This is a genomic window from Salinimicrobium profundisediminis (assembly GCF_026241755.1).
Lineage (GTDB): Bacteria > Bacteroidota > Bacteroidia > Flavobacteriales > Flavobacteriaceae > Salinimicrobium > Salinimicrobium profundisediminis.
In genome coordinates, this window is record NZ_JAPJDA010000027.1 from 1 (window position 1) to 21,691 (window position 21,691).

General features: G+C 37.7%; 24 protein-coding genes and 2 pseudogenes. 19 read left to right on the top strand and 7 right to left on the bottom strand.

Going from position 1 to position 21,691, the window contains the following annotated elements; genetic code table 11:
* The 6 genes and pseudogenes from OQ279_RS14740 to OQ279_RS14765 all read left to right on the top strand — a co-directional run.
* Positions 1-99 (top strand): annotated as a pseudogene (locus OQ279_RS14740) (ATP-binding protein); the annotation flags it as partial.
* A gap of 389 nt (positions 100-488) precedes the next feature.
* Positions 489-767, top strand: a complete 279-nt coding sequence (tnpA, locus tag OQ279_RS14745; RefSeq protein ID WP_266070771.1) for an IS66 family insertion sequence element accessory protein TnpA — start codon at positions 489-491, stop codon at positions 765-767.
* Positions 767-1,105: an IS66 family insertion sequence element accessory protein TnpB gene (tnpB, locus tag OQ279_RS14750; protein WP_266070772.1), complete on the top strand. Its 339-nt coding sequence runs from the start codon at positions 767-769 to the stop codon at positions 1,103-1,105. The genes tnpA and tnpB overlap by 1 nt, the downstream gene beginning before the upstream one ends.
* Before the next feature lie 75 nt (positions 1,106-1,180).
* Positions 1,181-2,710 carry an IS66 family transposase gene (tnpC, locus tag OQ279_RS14755; protein ID WP_266070773.1) on the top strand — a complete coding sequence of 510 codons (1,530 nt, stop codon included), beginning with the start codon at positions 1,181-1,183 and terminating at the stop codon, positions 2,708-2,710.
* A 382-nt stretch (positions 2,711-3,092) separates the two neighbouring features.
* A complete protein-coding gene (locus OQ279_RS14760; RefSeq protein WP_266070774.1) occupies positions 3,093-3,521 on the top strand; it encodes a hypothetical protein in 429 nt (142 codons plus the stop codon).
* A gap of 9 nt (positions 3,522-3,530) precedes the next feature.
* On the top strand, positions 3,531-4,004 hold the full coding sequence (locus OQ279_RS14765) for a hypothetical protein (RefSeq protein ID WP_266070775.1): 474 nt from the start codon (positions 3,531-3,533) through the stop codon (positions 4,002-4,004).
* Between the two features lie 75 nt (positions 4,005-4,079).
* Here the strand turns inward: OQ279_RS14765 and OQ279_RS17920 are convergent, their stop codons facing one another.
* On the bottom strand, positions 4,080-5,360 hold the full coding sequence (locus tag OQ279_RS17920; RefSeq protein WP_370866534.1) for an acyl carrier protein: 1,281 nt from the start codon (positions 5,358-5,360) through the stop codon (positions 4,080-4,082).
* Positions 5,361-5,764: 404 nt separating this feature from the next.
* Between OQ279_RS17920 and OQ279_RS14780 the strand changes: the two are divergent.
* The 11 genes and pseudogenes from OQ279_RS14780 to OQ279_RS14830 all read left to right on the top strand — a co-directional run bounded on the left by OQ279_RS14780 (position 5,765) and on the right by OQ279_RS14830 (position 14,232).
* Positions 5,765-6,428 (top strand): annotated as a pseudogene (locus OQ279_RS14780) (HsdM family class I SAM-dependent methyltransferase).
* Positions 6,429-6,539: 111 nt separating this feature from the next.
* Positions 6,540-6,830 (top strand): helix-turn-helix domain-containing protein, encoded by a 291-nt coding sequence (locus OQ279_RS14785; RefSeq protein WP_266070776.1) that lies wholly within the window; start codon positions 6,540-6,542, stop codon positions 6,828-6,830.
* A gap of 7 nt (positions 6,831-6,837) precedes the next feature.
* Positions 6,838-9,174 carry an N-6 DNA methylase gene (locus tag OQ279_RS14790; protein WP_266070777.1) on the top strand — a complete coding sequence of 779 codons (2,337 nt, stop codon included), beginning with the start codon at positions 6,838-6,840 and terminating at the stop codon, positions 9,172-9,174.
* On the top strand, positions 9,164-10,528 hold the full coding sequence (locus tag OQ279_RS14795) for a restriction endonuclease subunit S (RefSeq protein WP_266070778.1): 1,365 nt from the start codon (positions 9,164-9,166) through the stop codon (positions 10,526-10,528). Before OQ279_RS14790 ends, OQ279_RS14795 begins: the two co-directional genes overlap by 11 nt.
* A gap of 1 nt (position 10,529) precedes the next feature.
* Entirely contained in the window at positions 10,530-10,964 is a 435-nt protein-coding gene (locus tag OQ279_RS14800; RefSeq protein WP_266070779.1) for a hypothetical protein, read from the top strand.
* A complete protein-coding gene (locus OQ279_RS14805) occupies positions 10,961-12,439 on the top strand; it encodes an AAA family ATPase (RefSeq protein WP_266070780.1) in 1,479 nt (492 codons plus the stop codon). Before OQ279_RS14800 ends, OQ279_RS14805 begins: the two co-directional genes overlap by 4 nt.
* The gene (locus OQ279_RS14810) at positions 12,423-13,073 is read left to right on the top strand and encodes a retron system putative HNH endonuclease (RefSeq protein WP_266070781.1); all 651 of its coding nucleotides are present in this window, start codon (positions 12,423-12,425) and stop codon (positions 13,071-13,073) included. Before OQ279_RS14805 ends, OQ279_RS14810 begins: the two co-directional genes overlap by 17 nt.
* The gene (locus tag OQ279_RS14815) at positions 13,051-13,335 is read left to right on the top strand and encodes a hypothetical protein (protein ID WP_266070782.1); all 285 of its coding nucleotides are present in this window, start codon (positions 13,051-13,053) and stop codon (positions 13,333-13,335) included. The genes OQ279_RS14810 and OQ279_RS14815 overlap by 23 nt, the downstream gene beginning before the upstream one ends.
* A 44-nt stretch (positions 13,336-13,379) precedes the next feature.
* Entirely contained in the window at positions 13,380-13,676 is a 297-nt protein-coding gene (locus OQ279_RS14820; RefSeq protein WP_266070783.1) for an alpha/beta hydrolase-fold protein, read from the top strand.
* A complete protein-coding gene (locus tag OQ279_RS14825; RefSeq protein WP_266070784.1) occupies positions 13,673-13,900 on the top strand; it encodes an alpha/beta hydrolase-fold protein in 228 nt (75 codons plus the stop codon). Before OQ279_RS14820 ends, OQ279_RS14825 begins: the two co-directional genes overlap by 4 nt.
* 62 nt (positions 13,901-13,962) lie before the next feature.
* The gene (locus tag OQ279_RS14830; RefSeq protein WP_266070786.1) at positions 13,963-14,232 is read left to right on the top strand and encodes an alpha/beta hydrolase; all 270 of its coding nucleotides are present in this window, start codon (positions 13,963-13,965) and stop codon (positions 14,230-14,232) included.
* Positions 14,233-14,336: 104 nt separating this feature from the next.
* On the opposite strand, the gene OQ279_RS14835 is transcribed toward OQ279_RS14830, so the two are convergent.
* Positions 14,337-14,789, bottom strand: coding sequence for a hypothetical protein (locus OQ279_RS14835; RefSeq protein WP_266070787.1), 453 nt, complete (start codon positions 14,787-14,789; stop codon positions 14,337-14,339).
* A 502-nt stretch (positions 14,790-15,291) separates the two neighbouring features.
* On the opposite strand from OQ279_RS14835, the gene OQ279_RS14840 reads away from it, so the two are divergent.
* Positions 15,292-15,768, top strand: coding sequence for a hypothetical protein (locus OQ279_RS14840; protein WP_266070788.1), 477 nt, complete (start codon positions 15,292-15,294; stop codon positions 15,766-15,768).
* A gap of 229 nt (positions 15,769-15,997) precedes the next feature.
* Here OQ279_RS14840 and OQ279_RS14845 read toward each other — a convergent pair whose 3' ends face one another.
* From OQ279_RS14845 to OQ279_RS14865, 5 genes are all read right to left on the bottom strand, one after another.
* A complete protein-coding gene (locus tag OQ279_RS14845) occupies positions 15,998-16,672 on the bottom strand; it encodes a response regulator (protein ID WP_266070790.1) in 675 nt (224 codons plus the stop codon).
* Between the two features lies 1 nt (position 16,673).
* Complete coding sequence (locus tag OQ279_RS14850; protein ID WP_266070791.1) at positions 16,674-18,728, bottom strand: tetratricopeptide repeat-containing sensor histidine kinase; 2,055 nt, start codon at positions 18,726-18,728, stop codon at positions 16,674-16,676.
* Positions 18,706-18,876 carry a hypothetical protein gene (locus OQ279_RS14855; RefSeq protein ID WP_266070792.1) on the bottom strand — a complete coding sequence of 57 codons (171 nt, stop codon included), beginning with the start codon at positions 18,874-18,876 and terminating at the stop codon, positions 18,706-18,708. Before OQ279_RS14855 ends, OQ279_RS14850 begins: the two co-directional genes overlap by 23 nt.
* Before the next feature lie 215 nt (positions 18,877-19,091).
* Positions 19,092-19,823, bottom strand: coding sequence for a LytR/AlgR family response regulator transcription factor (locus OQ279_RS14860; protein WP_266070793.1), 732 nt, complete (start codon positions 19,821-19,823; stop codon positions 19,092-19,094).
* Positions 19,824-20,138: 315 nt separating this feature from the next.
* Entirely contained in the window at positions 20,139-20,975 is an 837-nt protein-coding gene (locus OQ279_RS14865; protein ID WP_266070794.1) for a M57 family metalloprotease, read from the bottom strand.
* A gap of 261 nt (positions 20,976-21,236) precedes the next feature.
* Between OQ279_RS14865 and OQ279_RS14870 the strand changes: the two genes are divergently transcribed.
* Positions 21,237-21,638 carry a prepilin-type N-terminal cleavage/methylation domain-containing protein gene (locus tag OQ279_RS14870; RefSeq protein WP_266070795.1) on the top strand — a complete coding sequence of 134 codons (402 nt, stop codon included), beginning with the start codon at positions 21,237-21,239 and terminating at the stop codon, positions 21,636-21,638.
* The last annotated feature ends 53 nt before the right edge of the window (positions 21,639-21,691 follow it).

A 21,691-nucleotide genomic window follows, 5' to 3' on the forward strand; every position in this document is an offset into this window, starting at 1 on the left:
ACTATTGCTGATGCAATCCTGGACAGGATAGTAAACTCCTCACATAGGATAGATCTTAAAGGAGAATCATTAAGAAAAGGAGTTTTAAAAAAGGAGTAACATTAATTTTTTATATCATTGTAAGATCTTTCAAAGTGGCACTGTTTGAACCGAAATCGGTGGCACGGTCACTCCGAAATAGCCAAAATCCAAATGGAATATCAAATTCAGCATAATACCGGGCAGGAGTACCGTTCACATTTGCTTCCCTCGGAATCTTTATTGAAAGTCAGTTTCACGAAGAAATATTTATCCGTGGTGGCTTGTTCAAACGCACCATTCCTAATATTCACGACCATAGCTACTGTATTTCTGAAATGAAGAACAGTGCCGGACCGCATATAGATTTTCAGCCTTTGACACAGTCCCCACCGTATGCACCCCACTAAACCCGTCTTGACTTCCTTTCTTTCTGGCGCTAGCTTTGCTGCTCTAAAATAATATTTATTATGAGTAAACAGGAAGAAATGTACACTTTAGTTAATGAATACCGTAATAGCGGCCTTTCGGCAAAAGCCTTTAGCACAGAAAAAGGAATCAGTCCTTCCACTTTCTGTTACTGGATCCGCAAGAAAAAAGATGAAGATCAGCCCGGGGGATTTGTAGAAGTTACCAAGGGATTAAACGCCTCATCGGGTGAGCTGGAACTTATTTATCCCAATGGGGTCAAACTCCAAATGAATGCCGCGGACCTGGGACTTATTGCCCGGCTAGTTAAGCTGTATTAATGTTCTCCTTAGGTTCCTCCCATAATTATCACTTTTATCGTAAGTCTTGTGATATGCGAAAATCATTTAATGGGCTAAGTGGCTTGGTGAAAAATGAACTCAACCGGGAGCCTACCAGCGGTGATGTGTTCGTTTTTCTTAATCGGAATCGCACCCATCTCAAGCTGCTTCACTGGGAGCGGGGCGGCTTTGTTTTATACTACAAACGCCTGGAGCGGGGAAGCTTCACTCCGCCTGTAATTAAAGAAGATCAGACCAGTTTTACGACGCAATTGGTACTGATGATAGAGGGTATTACGGTTAAAAAAAGTGTTCAGAAACTGCGTTATTCTCACTAGAAAATAATCGCACTTTATCAGTAAAAACAGGGGTTCAGGCTAGGTTTAATAGCCCGGATATTGTATATTTATCCTATGCAAAATTCCCTGAAAAACCTTACCAAAGAACAACTTTTAGCGCGCCTTGAAAAGGAGACTAAAAGAAGGGAGAAGGCGGAAAAAATTGTTTCCATAAAGGATCAAAAAATCTCCGACCTGGAATTCCAGCTTGCTCAGTACAAGCGAATCGTACACGGGCAGAAAAGGGAACGCTTTGAAGGCAATAAGGACCAGATGAGCCTTCCCTTCGAGATGGAGCCAGAAACAGCCCAAAAGCAGGAGGAACAAGTAAAGGAGAAGCTCACTTATGAGCGTCGAAAGAGAACCTCTGCTCATAAAGGTCGTATGGCACTTCCAGCGCACCTGGAGGTAAGGGAAATCGAGATCTATCCACAGGAAGATTACAGTGATATGGTATGCATTGGCAAGGAAGTGACCGATGAGTTGGAATATGAGCCTGCCAAACTTTATATCAAGCGTTACATCCGGTATAAATATGCTCCTAAGAATAAAGAAGGAGTCATCATCGGGGAACTTCCTACCAGGGTTATTGAAAAAGGCATTCCGGGAGCAGGACTCCTAGCCTGGATACTGATCTGCAAATATGTAGATCATCTCCCGCTTTACCGCCAACTTCAACGCTTTAAAAGAGAAAATATCCCCATTGCAGCCTCCACTTTGGAAGGCTGGGTCAGGCAAAGCCTGGAACTGCTCGATATACTCTATCAGCACTTGCTGGAAGATACCCGGTCCAAGGGATACCTGCAGGCCGATGAGACGCCTATCAAAGTCATGGATAAAAACAAAAAGGGCACCACCCATCAGGGCTACTATTGGGTGTACCATAGCCCTATAGATAAAACCGTACTCTTTGATTACCAACCCGGGCGAAGTGCCCAGGCTGTCGAGCATGTATTATCTGGATTTAAAGGCTACCTGCAAAGTGACGCCTACAGTGTGTATGACAAAATCGGAGCACGAGAAGGAATTACCCACCTGAACTGCTGGGCGCACGCTCGAAGAGAATTTACGAAATCCCTGGATAACGATAAGCAGCGGGCTGGAATAGCCCTGACTTATATCCAAAAGCTCTATAAAATCGAAGCCAGGGCCAGGGAAGAAAATATGGATCCCCAGCAACGAAAAACGCTTCGCCTGGATGAATCCCTGAAGATCCTGGAAGAGTTTGGTAAATGGATGGTGGATGAATTACAGCAGCATACTATTTTACCGAAAAGTCCAATAGGAAAAGCCATACATTACACCATGAGCAGGTGGGACAAGCTCCACGCATATTTATATGATGGAATCCTGGAGATTGATACGAATCTTACGGAGAATGCCCTTAGACCCCTTACAATCGGAAGAAAGAATTACTTGTTTGCCGGGTCTCATAATGCAGCACAGCGATCGGCTTGTATTTATTCCTTTATGGCTATCTGCAAAAAGCACGACGTAAATCCGGAGGAGTGGTTAAAGCATACTCTGGAGAACATTATGACTATCAATCATAAGAACCTCCGTGATCTGTATCCCCAGAATTATAAAAAACTAAAGAATACCTGATAAATATTTACCGCAGAGTTCTGCGATAAATATTTAGCTTAACATCCTATATGTACTTGGTGGGGTGCATACTCCCCACCGGAATAGCTCTGTCCCCTACCCTGCACCGAGCTTTTGACTGGGGATTGATGAGCATAACTGAAGATCATCTAGAAAAAATTTCATTCCTGGTCAAGGATAAAGGTTCTGAGTTTACTGCACACACGAGTTTGAAAACAAACTCATCTTTTTACCAGAAAAAATGGAATGGCAGCCTTCCATTGACTCCCTTATGTGCATCAACGAGAGTTATTCCTGAAGTAAATGTTTATGGTTGGTAAATTTGAGCCATTCTAAATGCAGGATTGGTGTTTGGCATCTTCTTTTTTTATAACTTTCTATTATGAAAAGTATTCCCTGTATCCTTTTCTTCTTATTTATGCCCGGCTTTTGCACGGGGCAAACTTTTATATCTTCTGTGACACGCTACGTGGAACTGGATACAACCGAAAATATTGATAGGATAATTGATGTTTACAATGAATCCATCACTATTATAAGCAAAGGCAAACTGGCGACAGATATCCAGGAATGGTTCATAATGGAAACTGAGGAAACTGTAGATGATTACGGCAGTGGGAAATGGTTTCTATGCACAAGCCCTGACAGGCAGGTAAAAGCTACTTTTTTTATTTACAATGAGGACGGCCAGAACCCCAAACAAATTACGGCACAAATACCACCTGATTGGCCCGGTGCAAATATCACCACAGAAATGTTCATAGATAAGTTAGAATGGAACAACAAGACAGTCCGGGAGCATAAATTTTAAACAAAAAACATGAAACCTAAATTTTTCACATTGCTGTTCATTTTTACCTTTTTTGGCATTTCCTGTAAGGACAGAAAACCAACACCCTCTGCCAGTGGTAAAAAAAATCACCCAACCGAGCAGACGGAATCCGAAACTGAATTACTGAAAATTGATAGCACTGCTGTTATTGCTGGTTTACAGGGAAAATGGAGAGAACCTGAATATCCCTACCGTCTGGTTTACTTTAAAAATTCCACTGTTAAATTTGTTGAAGAAGGTGTGGCAGAAGAACCGGAATTCCAAGAATTCAGAATTTTATCGCAGTGCCTTTTCGACACCAACAATATGGTGGGCATTACTGCCCGTGATACCATTCTGGTTATCCCGGAGGATGAGCGATGCGAAAAACTAAGTGTCACCCAGGACACGTTAATTTTAAGTGGTTATAATAGTGCCACGAGCAGTAACTATCACATTATATACATCAAACAGGAAAGGTAGATTTTTCTATACCTCAACTGAACCCACTCGTAATTATTTGATATTTTTTTTGCACAATTACTTTTTTATTAATTTTTAATATTCAAAATATTTAATAACTAAATCATACATGTCTTGTACAGTAACAATTGCCTGAGCCTCATGATCTGGAATTGCTATGTTAAACTCATCTTCTATATCCATTACTAATTCAATTGTATCAAGAATATCTCCACCCAAATCATCTATAATGGATGATTGCATAGCCACTTGTTCAGGATCAATTTCAAATTTATCAACTATAATCATTTTTATTGTGTAAAAAATGTCATCTTGCCCAGTTTCAATTGGAAAATTGGTCAGATCCTGAACCAACTCATATAGATCATTTACTGTAAAAATTGTTTCCGCACTTTCATCTGAGATTTCTATTTCAAATTCTGATTCAATGCCCGTTATTAATAATATAATATCAAATTCATCTAAATGAAAATCATAAGTAAAATTAGCATCAGGTGTTATCTGCTCTGGATGAATGTTTAGTTCATTTATAAGCACCTCGTTAATTCGTTCAAAAATGGTAGGCTCTACTGATGAATCAGGTTCTTCAGAATGTGGTGTGTCAGTCAAAATATTTACCACTGATTTTGGATAAAGCGGACCCATTTCAGCTATATGGGTGTGATACTTTTTTGTTTCAATTGAACCTGTTTGATCTTGGATTTTTGTAATTATAACACCTTTCCACGTTATTCTGGGATATGGGCCATTTTTATCCCAACTACCAGAAACAAAGGTGTATGCGATTTCTTTTGTTATTATATCATTCGTTTCCGAATGATTAGTTTGGGTAATTACTGGAGGTGCCGAAGCATAAAAATTATTTACTTCAGTTATTTCTTGTGTATTGGAACGTTTAATAATTTCACAGAAATAATCTATTGGAAATTCAGTATTTAAAACCTCAACAGCACTTGTATTTGAAGAATAGACTTTTATGGTGGTGACTTTTATTTTTACGAATTCTATCCATGCCCCTACCGTTGTTAACTTCTGTGGATCAGGAATTATTATTCCGAAATAACCCTCAACGTTCATTTGGATGAGGTTGAGATCATATTCGTCTGCACCTAAATCCTCACTTAAAGAGGTTTGAGAAGTTAATTGAATGCTTGGATTAAGTACAGATTCAATGATTTCGGTCACTTTTAGCTCCACAGCGATTGGACTGAAGTTTTGGATTGTTAAAAATTCCTTTTCTACTGTAACCGCTCCTGCAGAATTTTTAAGTTTTTCCGTCTGAATTTCCTCCTTACTACACGAAATAGAAATAAGGACTGCTAAAAATAAAATCTGGATATAGAACTTAAACTTCATTGTAAGTACATTAAAAATTTGTTAAAATCAAATATACAATTTATTCTTCACGCCAGGTAATTGATTTCACAGGCGTCTGCTCCCTGAAGAGGGTTTTCTGGTAGGATATACTTCGCAAATGCATGAATCTTTCTAAAATTTATAATAAAGCGAGGCCAATGATCTCTACACCACCTATATCGCAGAAATCAGAAATAGGTAAAAACTAGATCCAGGAAACATTAACGGGATATAACCCCCAGCTGGTAAATATTTTGCCGAGCATCTTTGTGCGGAGTGAACTATCTCCCAAACAAACCGGAGGAATTATCAACCTCCTCTCCTACCCTTAATTTTCTGAAAAAGAAAATCCTGAAAGCGATATCCTGGGCCGTATTTATGAATATTACATCGGTCGATTTGCAATGGCCGAAGGTTCGGGTACGGGGCAGTTCTTTATGCCCGGCAGTATCGTAAGGCTGCTGGTGGAACTACTGGAGCCTTTCAAAGGCCGCATCTTCGATCCTGCGTGCGGGAGTGGCGGTATGTTTGTGCAGAGCTTGAAGTTTATCAAGGAACACGGCGGAAACAAAAAAGACATCGCGATCTAAGGGCAGGAAATGACCGCTCAAACATTGCGATTGTGCCTGATGAACCTGATGCTGCGGGACCTTTCTTTTGATATTAAACTGGGAAATTCCTTGCTCGATGACAAGTTCCCAAACCTGAAAGCCGACTTTATCATTGCCAATCCGCCATTTAATGTAAGCAACTGGCATCCTGAAGATCTGCCCGATGGCGATCCCCGGCTATTTGGTCCCAAAGAAGAATTTACTACAGATGGCAGCGCCAATTATATGTGGATGCAAACCTTTTGGCACCATTTAAGCGACACCGGAACTGCCGGAATTGTAATGGCAAACGGCGCGATGACCTCCAATAACAAAGGAGAGAAATACGTGCGGCAGCATATGGTAGTCTATGATAGATGCCATTGTGCGCCTGCCCGATAAGCTGTTCCTCACCACGGGGATCCCCGCCTGCCTGTTTATCCTGAGCAAGAACCGCGACGGAAAAAATGGTCTTTAGCTTCCTTCACAAATTCACCAATCCTAAATTTTAAAAGTCCGGTACATATTAGTTTTTAATCCTACATTCTCTATATTAGCCAAAATTTGACAAGTCATAAATTAACAGGTCATGCAATTTGGTGAAAAAATCAAGCAATTGAGAGAAGAAAAAGAGCTACTGCAGCGACAACTAGCAGCGAGCCTTGAAATTGATACTCCAATGTACAGCAAGATTGAAAGGGGCGAAAGAAAAGCAAAGAGAGAACAGGTAATTGCCTTGGCTCAATTGCTAAATGCCAATGAAGAAGAATTTTTGACTATTTGGCTGTCCGATAAAATCATTGAGAATGTTGGGGATGAAACATCTGCATTGGCAGCTCTTAAACATGCTGAGCAGGAACTAAAAAAGAAATCGAAATAATTGAACAATGGCTATAGAAATCAAAAAAAACGGTAACAAGATTTTTGCCCCATTGATCGGCAAAGAATTAATCTGTACCCCGGAAGAAGAAGTCAGACAAGAATATATAGTTCACTTAGTGAAACAATATGGCTATTCTCTTGATCAAATGGCTCAGGAGGTAAAAGTCAATAACTCCAAAAGAGGTCAGGGAAAAGCTAGAGCTGACATTGTTATTTGGAAAACCAAAGAAGACCGCAACTCGGATAACAGCCCAATCATAGTAATAGAGTGTAAAGCTGAACAAATTACAATTCACGAGGAAGACTACTACCAAGGCTACAACTATGCTTCATGGGCAGGTGCCGATTTCTTTGTTACTACCAATCTAAAAGACACCAAATTCTTTAGGGTGGTCAAAGGCAAAATGCCTAAGAAGCTGGAAGAGGTGGCGGAAATTCCAAACGCCACCGAGCTGTTTGATAAAAAGAAAATTGAAGAGCTTTTAACCAAAACAAAGGCATTTACCCGTGACGAGTTTAGTAAACTACTATTCAAATGTCACAACATCATTCGTAATAATGACAAGCTTTCTCCTGAGGCCGCATTTGATGAGATCAGCAAGATTCTCTTTATGAAAATCCGCTATGAAAGAGAGCAGGCTAAAACAAAAGCTCTTTTTTCCAGAAAGGAATTTGAAGAATTAAAAGCGGCTTATGAAAAAATTACCGGAAAGGATTCCTTTCCCTTCTACCAGCACTTTTTTGAGAAGACAAAGGAAGTATTCAAAACAGAAGAAATTTTTGATCCCAATGACAGCATAAAAATTCGCGAAACCAGCTTTCTGCAAATTGTAAAGGAGTTGGAGAAATACAATCTCTCAGATACTTCGGACGATATTAAAGGGATTGCCTTTGAGGAGTTCTTGGGTAGAACATTTAGAGGTGAGTTAGGACAGTTCTTTACCCCACGTACCATAGTGGATTATATGGTAGACGTACTTGACCCGGAAGAAGGAGATGTAATCTGTGACCCTTGCTGCGGTAGTGGTGGCTTCTTGATTAAAGCATTTGAATACGTGAGGGATAAGATCGAAAGAGAGGTGCAGGTTCAGAAGGAAAAAATTAAAGAGCAATATTTTGGTCAGGAATATGATAAGCTATCAGAGAAAAAGCAAGAGGAGTTAGCTAAGACTGTGGACGACCTTTTCTCTAAGCTCAATTTCGAACTAGACATACACAATCCAAAAGGCCGTTTAAAAACCCTTTCGTATGACTGCATTTTCGGTACAGACGCCAATCCAAGAATGGCTCGAACCGCCAAAATGAATATGATTATGCATGGTGATGGTCATGGTGGAGTGCATCATCATGATGGATTACTGAATGTCAACGGCATTTTTGATGGGCGATTTGATGTCATACTTACCAATCCTCCTTTTGGCTCAAGAGTCAATAAAACTTTGAAGATCACCCCTTCAGACATTCCAAGCGAAGAAAAAGTCAAGTTCTATGAAGATAGATATAAGGAATACAACTATCGTGAAACCGTTGTAAAACAAATTCAAGAGTGGGCAACCTATGACAATGGACCTGGCAAAAGCCGTGGTAAGGCTTTGTTAGACATATTTGATGTTGGTGCATGGAGTGGCTTGACAGAAGTGCTCTTTATGGAAAGATGCCTGAACCTTTTAAAACCAGGTGGCAGAATGGGCATTGTATTACCGGAAGGTGTTTTGAACAATAGTGCACTGCAAAAAATCAGAGAATACATTGAAGGAAAAGCCAAGTTAATCAACATCACTTCCATTCCTCAGGATGTTTTCATTGCCTCGGGTGCAACTGTAAAACCTAGTTTGCTATTCCTTAAAAAGTTCAGTGAAGAAGAATTGGCAACCTATCAAAAAATCACCGAGGATACCACCAAAGAAATCAAAGACAAGTACCAAACCAAACTGGATGAACTGAAAACGACTTTCAAGAAGGAAGAAAAGAAATTGAAAGAAAGTAAATCAGCCAAAGAGCTTCGGGAGCTGAAAAAGAAATATACAGAAGATGTCAAGCAAATAGAAGACCTCATTGCTGCCGAAATTAAACCGCTTGTGAAAGAGCGTTTCGACTATCCAATTCCTGTTATAGAAGTAGAAAAGGCAGGTATATCCAGTACGGGAGCACCTTGCGAAAATGAGTTGGAAGAAGTAGCCGTTGAGTTCAGAGCATACAGAAAAAAGGCCCAGCTATGGGCTGAACCCAAGAAAGAAGTTCAATACCCGGTAGATGATGAAGGTAACATTTCCCGACTGCAACTGATTGACGGAAACATTCTAAGTGAACCTGAAATATTTTATGAAGCATATGCCCACTGAGACAACATTTAAATATCTCAATGAAGTACGCTTCATGACCCTCTCCAATTGGAGCGTGGGTGCTATTCTGAGCGATAAAGTATTGTATAAAGATGGGTTTAAACTAGAGCCTATCGGAAACCTTATTATTCGTAATCGGGAAAAGGAAATACTGGAAGACGACAAAGCGTACAAGCAAGTTACCATCAAGTTATATGGCAAAGGTGTGATACAGCGAGGTGATGAGTTGATTTTTGGCAAAAACATTGGCACAAAAAACCAATTCCGTATTTCAGAGGGACAATTCATTATGAGCAAGATAGATGCTCGTAATGGGGCGTTTGGTATTGTACCTCCCGAACTGGAGGGTGCAATCACAACACAGGATTTCTTGAGTTACAATATCAATACAGAAAAGATACTTCCTGAGTTTTTCAATCTGATCACAGGCACAAAGCACTTTGCCGAACTGTGCCAAAAAGCCAGCTCAGGTACTACAGGTCGCCAACGGGTGGATGAAAAAGCCTTTTTAGGATTTAGGATTCCCGTGCCGCAGATCGAAATTCAAAAGGAAATAGTAAAGCAATACAGAAATAATGTAGAAGAAGAAATACAACTCCAATCTACTCTGATTGCTCTTAAAGATGAAATAGACTTGTATCTCAATGATAAACTTGGAATTACGAGTTATAATTCCCAAGAGCCTACAAAACGTTTTAATGTTGTAAGCTTTTCAAGCTTATCTGAATGGGGTATTAATAGCCCCATGGCAAGAATGAGAAATTTTTACTCAAATCTAAAATTCAGGACCTTGCCTATTAGTGCTTTATGCAAAATTAGCAGTGGAGGAACCCCAAGTAGATCAAATAAGCAATATTATGGAGGTGAAATACCTTGGATTAAAACAGGAGAAGTAAGGGAAAATATTATTACTGAGACTGAGGAATATATTACCGAATTAGGGCTTAAAAGGTCAAGTGCAAAATTATATCCAAAAGGTAGTTTAATTGTAGCCATGTATGGTGCTACAGCAGGCAGAAGTGCTAAACTCGGTATTGATGCTACCACAAACCAAGCTTGTGCAGTGTTGCATAATATAAATGCTGAGTTGATTTTAACAGATTTCCTTTGGATTTATTTAATAAGTCAAATTGAAAACTTCAGGTTATTGGCTTCTGGAAGTGCTCAACCAAATTTAAATGCTTCAAAAGTTGCTAATTATTTAGTGCCTATTCCAACAATTTCGGAACAGAAACAAATTCTAGATGATATTAACGTTATCAAGGATAAAATATCTCGGCTAGAAACGGAAATTGAACGAGTAAGCGAGCAAACTAAGAGTCAGTTTGAATCAGCAATTTTCAATATCGATTAAAATGAAAAAATCAGTTATTGCCATATATGGCCCATCAAGTCAGGGGAAATCAGCAACGGTTCTTGAAACATCCAATTTATTGTTAGCTGCTTTTCCAAATCATACCCTTCATGCTATTAAATCTGGTGCAGATATTACTTATATCGTTGACATCAGTGGTATTAAAATCGGTATAGAAAGCCAGGGAGATCCGAATAGCCGGATGTTTCAGAGCCTTCAAACATTTGTAACTCAGGGATGCGATATTATTATTTGTTCGTGCCGTTCCAGAGGGGCAACAGCGTGGGCAGTTGAAGACTTGCACCTCCATCATCAATACGAAATCATTTGGTCAACCAACCACCGCTCATGTCATAAAAACCAAACGCAATTGAATCAAATAGCTGCCAGTGAAGTTTTGGAATTAATTAAACTAATCATGAATGGACAGTTATGAAATTACTCAAATTAGATATAAAGAATTTTAAGCTTTTCGAAAATCTTTCAGTTGATTTTCAGAATAGTGGTCATATAGCAGTGTTCATAGGTAAAAATGGTTCTGGGAAAACAACTTTAATCGAATCATTGACACAAATCTTCGCTACGCTTTTAGGTACAAAGGATTTTAAGTCATTGGAGACAGAAACCTTCCCTTTCCAATTTTCCATCACTTATTTACTAAGAAGGGAAAAAATCACTGAAACATCCATGTATGGTGAATCCTTTGTAAACTACATAGGTGTAGAGGTATCATATGAAGACAAACTACACATTAAATTATTTGAGGGTAAAGACATTATAGAGGGCTTATCGAAAATAGAAAAGCATCTACGCAATAAAGGTGAAGAGTTGGCTTACATTCTGCCCGACAATTTTGTGGTTTACTATTCAGGTATTTCCAACAGTATTTCTGAAATCTATACTAAGTTTCAGCGAGAGCTAATTACCGGCACACTCACTGGAGAAGTTCAATTCGATCAGCCTTTTTATTATTTCCTTCCTCAGAACCTACCTGCTATTTTGATAGGATTGTTGAGTTATGAGTTTGGAGATGTGCCAGAGGCTTTACAAAGGCAATTTGGGATTAGTGGGTTTTCTTCTATTCAACTCGATTTCAAGAAGCCAAGTTGGGCAAAGTCTAAATCCATGCCTGAAGAATTTTGGGGAGCAATGGGAGAACTGAATCAGTTCATGAATATTTTGAAAGGGGCAACTAAAGCAAAATTTCGGTCAGACTCAATCACTTTTAGTATATCCGATAAATCACAACTCGAAAAAATTTGGAGCTTTTACGGGACAGAAAAAAGGCTTTTTGAATACCTAGTTTCCCTGCAATCGAATGATTTTCTTGAAAGCATCGATCTGAACCTAATTAAAAATGGACGAGAGGTAAGCTTCAACAACCTGAGCGAGGGTGAGAAGCAACTATTGATTATTACGGGTTTGAAAGAACTACTGGCTGCTGATAATAGCTTGTTTTTACTAGATGAGCCCGACACTTATCTGCATCCTGAATGGAAACGTGAATTTGTGTACAACCTATTTAAGGAAGAAGAAGATTTATTTAAGAATTTCTCCATCATAACTACCCATTCGCCAAATGTTCTTTCTGCATTAAAAAAAGGACAACTGAATGTTCTTGTAAACGAAAATGGAAAATCTAGGATTAAGAATATTTCTTTTAATCCTTATGGCAAACCCGTTGATGACATATTAACAGATTTCTTTGATTTAGAAGGATTGCGTTATAAAAAAGTGCAACAGCAGTTAAACGATATTTGGGACTTCATCAGGGCTAATAATTATAAATCAGCCGAGTTTAGTGAACTATTAGCAGAATTGGAAAAGGATCTCGGTAAATCAGATAAGGCTCTAATGGATATAAGACTTGAAATAACAAAAAGGAATAAGCTCAATGAGAAAGATAAATAAAGATTCGCCATTGGCTTCCTTTACTGATTTTAAAGACAAGAACCCTGGAGCCGATTGGAATATTGATTTTAGTAAACCTGGTTGTGCTGGACATCCAACTTATTTGGAGACTAGAGCAACCATCCTGATTAGTGAGCAGGATTGTATTTGTGGATATTCTGAAATCCCCATAGATGATGAGCGAGATTGTCATATTGATCATTTTCGAAATCGAAATATGTTCCCTGAGCATACTTTCAACTGGGATAACCTTGTAGCTGCATGTAATGATGAAGATTTTGGGGCAAAATACAAGGACAATAAGTCAGGCATAAAGAAACCTGATTATGCAGGATTCTTTGATCCTGTTGTGGATTCTGTTAAGGATTATTTCTATTACAATGAGAGAGGCGAAATAGAACCACATCCAACATTATCTGATCCTGTTTTACAAGCAAAAGTTCAAAAAACTATAGAGGTCTTCAATCTACAAGACAGAAGTCTGGTAAATAGACGAAAAACCGTAATAGAGCAAATAAAAGCATATGCAGAGCTTACAAAAGAGGAGGTTTTTGATGCTTTAAAATTTGGTGGGTTTATAAGTTTAATTCAGCAATACACGAGTGTTAAATATGGAAAGACTAGTCCAAGATAAAACATACAGCTATTACGAATATGCTAAAGAACAGGAGTTTGAACAAGTCATCGTTCAGCAATCAAATCACATATTTGGTAGCAATAGTTTTTACAGAGATATTAAAAAACGAATTGGCGATAGCATCATCACCATTCCAGACGGCTACTTAATTGATTTTTCCTTTGAGGCCGAACCTCGACTATACATTATCGAAAACGAACTTTCAAGCCATGATCCTTACAAGCACATAGGTTCACATCTAATAAAATTAAACAGTTAAATAAGATTGAAAAAACGTCATATTATACCACTATACTTAAACTCATGAAGAGATTTTTTACATTATTCCTGTTGATCGGCAGCACTTTTGTCGGCTACTCTCAAAATTATAATCCGCCACAGGGCGTGTCGGAATTTAAGACCATGAGCAGCAAGATCCTCAATACCGGAAGAAGTTATTCGATCTACCTTCCCAAAAGCTATAGCACAGATACAGAAAGAAAATATCCTGTCCTCTACCTCCTGCACGGCTTGTACGGCAGCAACAAAGACTGGGTAGAACGAGGACATGTAAAGGAAGTAGCCAACCGGCTCATTAATGCTGAAGAAGCGGTAGAATGATTATAGTAATGCCAGATGCTGGAACAGACTGGTATGGTTATTTCAACATGGACAGGTGGGCCTACGAAGATTACTTCTTTAAGGAGTTGATCCCACATATTGAAAAAACCTACAGAACAATTCCCAAGAAGAAACACCGCGCGATTGCCGGACTCTCCATGGGCGGCGGCGGATCTGTCGTTTATGCACAGAAACACCCGGATACTCCTCGGTCTATGCCATGAGCGCCTGGCTAGGAATTGAACCCGGCGGCGGAATTTAGGATGCAGATGAAAAAGGCAAAGAATTGAACAGGACCGTCCTCGAAAACCATGCGGTGAAATTTGTCTCCAATGCTGATGCAGAAACACAGGAAAAACTAAAGGATATCAGGTGGTTTATAGATTGTGGGGACGATGACTTCTTACTTCCAATAAACCTCGATTTTTACCGCGCGATGCAGAAGGCTGAGATCCCTTCTGAATTAAGAGTAAGAGATGGCGGCCATGACTGGGAATACTGGCATTCTGCGCTTTATCGTGCACTGCCTTTCGTTTCAAACGGATTTCTACGCTAGGCTGGTTTAAGGTTTGAAAAAAAACCTCCAGCTCGACTGGACCCAAAAAAGAAGAAGCCCGCGCAATGTTGCCAGGTTGAGACAAAAATTTTGTTCACACCTATTCAATTAAGTTCAACAGAAAACTTTCCCTGAGTATTAAATTTTTCTGGTTTTCCAATTGATATCATCCACCTGTCATAGGCGGCTTTTCTTAACCATTGAACCTGATAACGGTTCTGGAGTGACGGCGCTTCTGATGCAGCAGCCGCAAGCTGGTAGGCCATTTTATAATCTTTGCTGTTGTCACTGTGGTGGTAGACAAAAGCGGCATGAAATTTATCTATAGGTACTAAATTATTCTCCTGCATACAGATTTCCTTTACCTGCTTCAGTCTCTTTTTATCTCTAGAATTCAGTTCACCTAAAACGTAGGATTTGAGCTGCATTCGGTCTTTCTGATCAGTTTCATATGCATATTTCAATTTTTCACTCCTGTTGCCATCCTCAAGAATAGCTTCATCATACGGACGTAACAAGGAAGCAAGGACACCTGCTAAACCTACTGCAAGCATCAAAATAGGGGTCTTAAACCTTTTGGGATTGATCGTTTTAAAAATGGAGATGATTACTAACAGAATTAAAAAGACCAACAGCAGCAAAATAATAGCTATTAAAAGAAATTCAAACGACTCAATCCTATATGAAAGAAAGGTCACAACGATTATAGAGATCAGGAAAATTGAAGTTCGTTTCATATTAAAAAACCATTTGTTATCATAAAGACGATTTTTGAAATGTAAAGTTGCAGGTTTTCTGAAAATGATGCAGGAAAGAATCTATGTTCGTAGATAAAAGGTTTATTCGGAATGGCAGTTATCCTTGACTCACCAAACTAGTTGTATAGAATAGATTGATTGAGGTTAAGTTCTCTGTTTAGATAACACACTGGAAGATCGGGATTAATATCTTTATAAGAAATCCTTTTTTATATTTTTAAGTAAAAATACCCTTTAATGGGTATTTTTTAATTTCTGATGTATGGTTATCTTTTCATCCTCAACCAATTAACTTTAAAAAATGGCAACATTACAGGAAATCAATCAGCACTTCGATCTTAATGAATTGGAAAGACAGCTCCAGACTGTGCTTACCTTTCAGGATCCTGTTGGATATATGCAAAGTAATATCAACTGGGAAATAGACAAAGAAGATTTAGATGATACTCCAGAGCTCGGCCAGTTAACTCAAATAATGGCAGCAGACCTTTCTGCTAACAAAATGTATGGCCCCTGGAACCCATTTCAGAAATTTTTAAACTGGTTCAGCAGAAATAGAACTGCTAAAAAAGTAAAAAATGGACTTTGTGGCATTGCTGATGAAATTCAACGTTTAATCGATGAGGAAGCGGAATTAAAAAAATTACTTGAAGCAGCATTATTAGCCATAGCAGCAGGCATTGGTATTGGAGCAATAAACCCTGTACTTTTAACCATTCTAGTTGGTATACTGGCTACCATGATTCTTAAGGGAGTGAGTTCTGTATGTGGATTTTAATATAGTGTCTTTAGTGGGTCAAAATAGCAGTTTTTGGACTTTTTTTAGAACCAGTTCCTGAAAGAATCTAATCCCAGACCCTGTTTTTAGTCAATAAAACTATAAATTCCTGCCATGATTTAATTTTTCCACTCCGTTTACCTAAATATGCAGCCGCGCGCGCGGACCTTATATTTGAGCTAGAAAATATGGAATAGAGACTTTATATATTACAAACGATTTGAAAATTTTACAGAAAGCCCATTTTCTTAGCCTTATTAATTAAAGCAAGATCCCCACCGTCTTCCACCTCAAATATCTCTTTCATTACTTTTTTCCGCTTTTCAATTCCTGCCAGTGAAAGTGGCACCTTATCAATAAGATCTTTTGTTCTAACTCCTTCTGACAAATGATAGAGAATAGCCCGGTCGTTTTCATTCAGAATTACGTCTGTGGTTATCTGCCTTCTCATTAAATTAATTATAGATTGGCTATAATGAACTTTTCCTTCAAGAACCTTTTCAAAAGCTTTTAAAAACTCTGTTGGAGTAATATCACTTTTTATTAAGAAAGCTTCGGGATTCAGGTTCTTTAAAATGTTAAGTAGTCTAAGGTTCTCCCCAAACATGGTAAGAACAATCAAAGAAGTTTGCGGAGATATTTTTCTTAATTTTCTTCCAATATCCTCACCTGAAAGAAATCTATTATCTTTTGACGCCGGTAAACCAATATCAAGTATAACTACATCATAAGGATGTTCTTTATCTGCATCTTTAATTTTACTATATGCTTCATCACAGTTATTAGCCATATCAATGAAGAATATAATTTCATCTGAAGTGTATGATTGTAACAACTTACTCTTATAACCCTCCAGTATTAATGGATGGTCGTCAATCATCAATAATTTTATATTTTTAGGCATTTTACACTGGTATTATAATTTCTATTTCTGTACCTGATTCAGTAGAGTTTATATCAATATTACCCTTGCAGTCGAGAACTCTGTCTTTCATATTAGACAAACCAATACCTTCGGTTGTTTTGGTTAAATCAAAACCGCAGCCATTATCTGAAATCCTGAGCAAGATATTTCTTGCCTTGCTTTGAAAATTAACAGTAAATTTGGTGGCTTTGCCATGTTTAGCCGAATTCAACAGAGCTTCCTGGATAATTCTATAAAGATTCATCTTAATTTTGTATGGTATTTTTTGCCATTCAATATTTTCATCGGTAATAAGCTCTCCCTTAACAAGAAGTATATTTTCATTATCCTGAAGTAAGTTTCTTATTAATTGAAGAAAGCCAACTTCCTTAATCCCATGATTGTGTTGAAGATCATGAGAAATTCTTCTTATTTCTTCTTCTATAGACTTTAATTCTCCTAAATATTTTTCTTTAATGTCGCGTGATTCTCCACTCTGTTCATAGTGGCTTCCAAGAACAAACCGGACTCCGAAAAGTCTGCCTAATACTCCATCATGTAATTCTCTTGATATTCTCATTTTCTCGTTCCTACTTCCTTCTTCTCGCTTTTTTTCTTGCTCCAGTAAAAGATTATAGATCTCTTCATTAGCCTTGTTCTGCTTTTGTTCAAATTGCAGTTTTTTATTCTTAGCTTTTTGATTTCGGATAACTAGTAAAAGGGAAAACAAAAGAACCGTACCTGTTGATCCTGCAATTATCCAATTTCGTTGGGTACTCAATTCGGAATTCCTGGCAATATATTCATCAGTTTCAAACCGTATCCTCTCAAACTTATTTCTTACAGCCCTCTCAACTCTTATTAAGCTATCATTTAACCTGATATAGTCCAAATAATATTTGGAAGAATTTTTCTTGTCTATTGCAGAAAGAAAAAGATTAGCTTGAAGTTCATCTCGAAAATTATTCCCGGAACTGGCAAGAGTTTTTGCATCTTTAGAATGTTGGATTGCTCCCAAAGTATCATCTTGTTGAAGCAGAAATTCGGCTATATGCAACTTATTGACCGTTACTCCAGAAATAAAGGAAAGGCTATCGCGAATATTTAATGCTTTATAAAGTTGAGCCTTAACCCCTGATGTATCACCTTTTAACAACCTGGTATGGGCGAGATTATCGAGAAGCATTGCGTAAAGTTCTGGGTCTTTGTAGTAAAGACTATCTGTTTCTAATGCTTTATTAAGATTATTGTCCGCCAGGTTATAGAGCTTCTTATTCTTTAAAGCAACTCCTAAATTATTATAAGACGCTGCTGTTTTAAGTGGATCATTTAGCGCCTCAGAATATTCTAAAGCCTCAGAATGATAATTTATCGACATTTCATAATCACCAAGTTCATTATAAATTATTCCAAGATTATTGTAAGACATGTAAAGTTGTTTATCCTTTCTCAAGGGCTTAAATTTTTTGATTGCCCGTACAGTATTCACCTCACTTCCTGCATAATCTCTTATATCACTTTGAATTGTAGCAAGATTTAAAAGCATTCTTCCTGCCATGAACTTATTTTCATCCAATTCATAATATTTATGGGCTCTATTATAGTGCAAATAAGAACTATCCAACAACCTATGCTGGTAAAAAAAATTGGCAAGATCCCAGTTAGCCTCAGCAATGGCTGCTGTATCTCCTATCACCTGTGAAAGTTTCATGTTTTTACTGTTCCAAAAGCGGAATTGAGCAGAGTCTTCTTGTTTATAGTAAGAATATGCCAACTGAGAAAAGAGTACATTCTCCAAAGAATCATTATATAATTCACTCAATACCTGTTTTTTAAGATTTTCTGAAAATTTATTGGCCTTGATAGAATCTAATATTTCCGAATAGTATTTATTCTCCACACCAGAAGATTTTTTTAAGCCTCCATCAGAGCAAGAGAACAAAAATACCGTCATCAATAAATAAAAGAATAATTTAAAAAAAACAGGGTTCTGCAGAGAACCCTGTTTATATTTTTGATATAAAATTAAATTTCTAATCGGTATTCTTATCGTCATCTATCTCTTTCTTTTGATCACCTGTATCAGCAAAGATTTCCACCTCTTCGCCGGCTTTTACAGTACTCCCGGTTATTTCTTCCGGATCACACGAAACAAAGCTTCCTGATGTAAATATAAAGAATAAAAACATTGTTAACCTTTTCATAATTAAAAGAATTTTTAGAATTGTTGATTAATCCAAATCACCTGCGTTAAGGCGATTGAATTTTTTTGAGTCTTACTAAGAATTCTTAATTATTTGTTAACGATTCAAAATTAGAGCTTAAACTTTGAGAATTTTGTCTCGGGATATTCTAAAAGGCAGAATGCAGCATTCTGATGGTATTTAACATCATTCAAAGGGTAGATGGCATCATTTTACTATGAAACAATAGCCAAAGGAGAAGAATAATTGTTCTTTATCTGGTCAACTCTAGTTCTGTAAGACCTGGAAAAGGGAATACTTAATGAATTATCATCTAAAAAAATAAGGGATCTGGCAAAATTTATCCGTGAGATATGCCTTACGTTTATTATGTAACTATTATGGATCCTGAGAAAATTTGAGGGAAGTGCGAACTCAAACAGCTTTAAAGTTTTAAAAGCAGTAACTTTCCTGTTTTGAATTAAGTAAAAGTCGGTTGTGTTATTATCTGCTTGTAAATAAAGAACATCATTCAAATCAATTATTTGATAGTCAGAATAAGATTTCAAACAAATCTTCCCATGGTTCTTTTTAGCCCATTCTTTGCTATATTTCACAAGAAATTTTCTGAACTCAAAATGACTTACAGGTTTTAGGAGGTAGTCTTTGAAATCATTCTTAATAACATCATAAGCTTTTCTTTTTGAATTTGACAAGGCAACAAAAGCCGGAATTTCGTCCACATAAGGATATAAATCTTTTACAAGGTTAAATGGATTTTTTATGCCGTCGTTTTTATCTATATCTAAAAAAACCAGGGCTGGAGCTTCTATCATCATTTTATCTAAAGCTTCTTTTGGTTCATTAGAGTTAAATAAAAATTTAAAATGAGGAAAGTCAGAAAAGATATTGGCCAAATCATCTCTGGTCTTTTTGTCACACCCTACTATTGAAAAAGTATGTTCCACTCACTTAGCTTGGATTTGTACTAAAATAGAAGGAGAGCAAAGCCCTCCTTCCTACTTGCTAACCAAATTGCTATGAGAAAAAAACTTGCCCCTACCACAAGTTTTTAAATACATTGCTTAACAGATGCAAAATTATTCCAGAAGAAAAATCAGGAGGTACGGTTTTCCATAAAAAAAGTAGGGATTAAAGCAACATTGAACTCTACTCATTCTGTTCTTCAGAAACAGACTGAATATTATATAGTTTTATATAAAAAATTAAATTAAAAGGGAGCCACCCATTAGAGTACTCCCTTTTAATTCTACCACGAATCCCTAATAAAGGTATCCTAATGCTACCTCATCATAATACCCAAAATTCCCGTCTTCATTCGCACCGAAGCAGGCGAGCATTACAGATGTGGGATCATATCCTGTCGGAGTCCCCGGGATGTGGACTGCACCGTCTGGATCCGCATTTTCTCCACTTTGCCCACAACTCTGCCTACTGAACCAATCTGTGTGGCGGAGACCTACAGCATGACCAATTTCATGCGTTATCACATGTTCATTTGTTGCAGTGCTATAACTTTCCATCCCTGAAAAAATCTGCACATACTTATAAGGATCACCATTTTCAGGAAATCCCGCTACCCCACCTGCTTGACCATTCGGATTTTGATATACTACAATATCGTACGGATCATAATTTGTACCAAAGGTCAGGGTGAAATTCAATCCGATATTAAGAGCATTGTAATTATTAATAGCTCTTTGTAAAGCTGATCTTTGTTTTGAGCTTAAACCCTGTCCTGCGCCACCCGTATACCCTATAACATTCACATTCCTGGGACTACTCACCAGGTTGTAGGTTCGATACTGTTTAGTTGTAATTTTTCCCGGCTGCATGTCCTTCAACTGATCAAGGGTCATAAGGATATCCCCTTCCAATAGGAGCGTTTTCTCAGTAGAGCCATCGGGAAGTAACATATCTATGACTTCCACATCATTATTATTAAAATGTAAAGATGAGATCAGTTCCAGAGTTTTCTCGGAAATTTCTTGTCCCTGTTTTTCAATAGCAACGTTTTCTTCAACCGTAACATCTTCCTTTTCGCAAGAGGCAAAGAAAGCCAAAACTACAGCGGTTAAAATTCCATGGTAATACTTCATAATAAATAGATTTTGAGGTTAATAGACGTCTAAACTAGAAATGCACCAGTTCCTCTTCGAAAGAAAAACCGTAAAATATTTACGGTTTACCACATCTTAGGAAAAGTTTAACTACAAGGTTTGTAAAATTCAGCAATTAAATCAATCGCTGAATAGACAGTTTTATTTAAATATTCAACTTTAAAATACTCATCAACCCGTAAAAAATTTACGGGTTTCCCACCTGAAATTTTATCCTGAAACCACTAAAATTGTTCTACTATGAGAATTAAAAAAATACCTTCGTTTAACCTCCAGGAAATGCTAATTGTGTTGGCTATTTTAGGTATCCTGTTGCTAATTGCCCTTCCTAATTTTATGCCTTTGATAAGTAAAACAAAAGCGCAGGAGGCTCAGATTCAATTGAAGTACATCTCGAACCTACAGAGACAGTTTCAATATCTTCATTCAAAATATTCGGCCGATTTCAATGAGATTAATTATGAGGCACCACGTACAGTCCTGGAAAATGGAAGTGCAAATTACCGGTACGAAGTGACAGAAGCCTCGGTTAACACCTATAAAGTACGTGCTACTGCTGTGGTGGATTTTGATGGAGACGGCATTTATAATGTCTGGGAGATTGACAATGAAGGGAATCCAAAACAAATAATTAAAGATTGATAGTCACACTTGTTTTTAGAATTTTACTCATAACCGGCCTTTCAATTATCTTT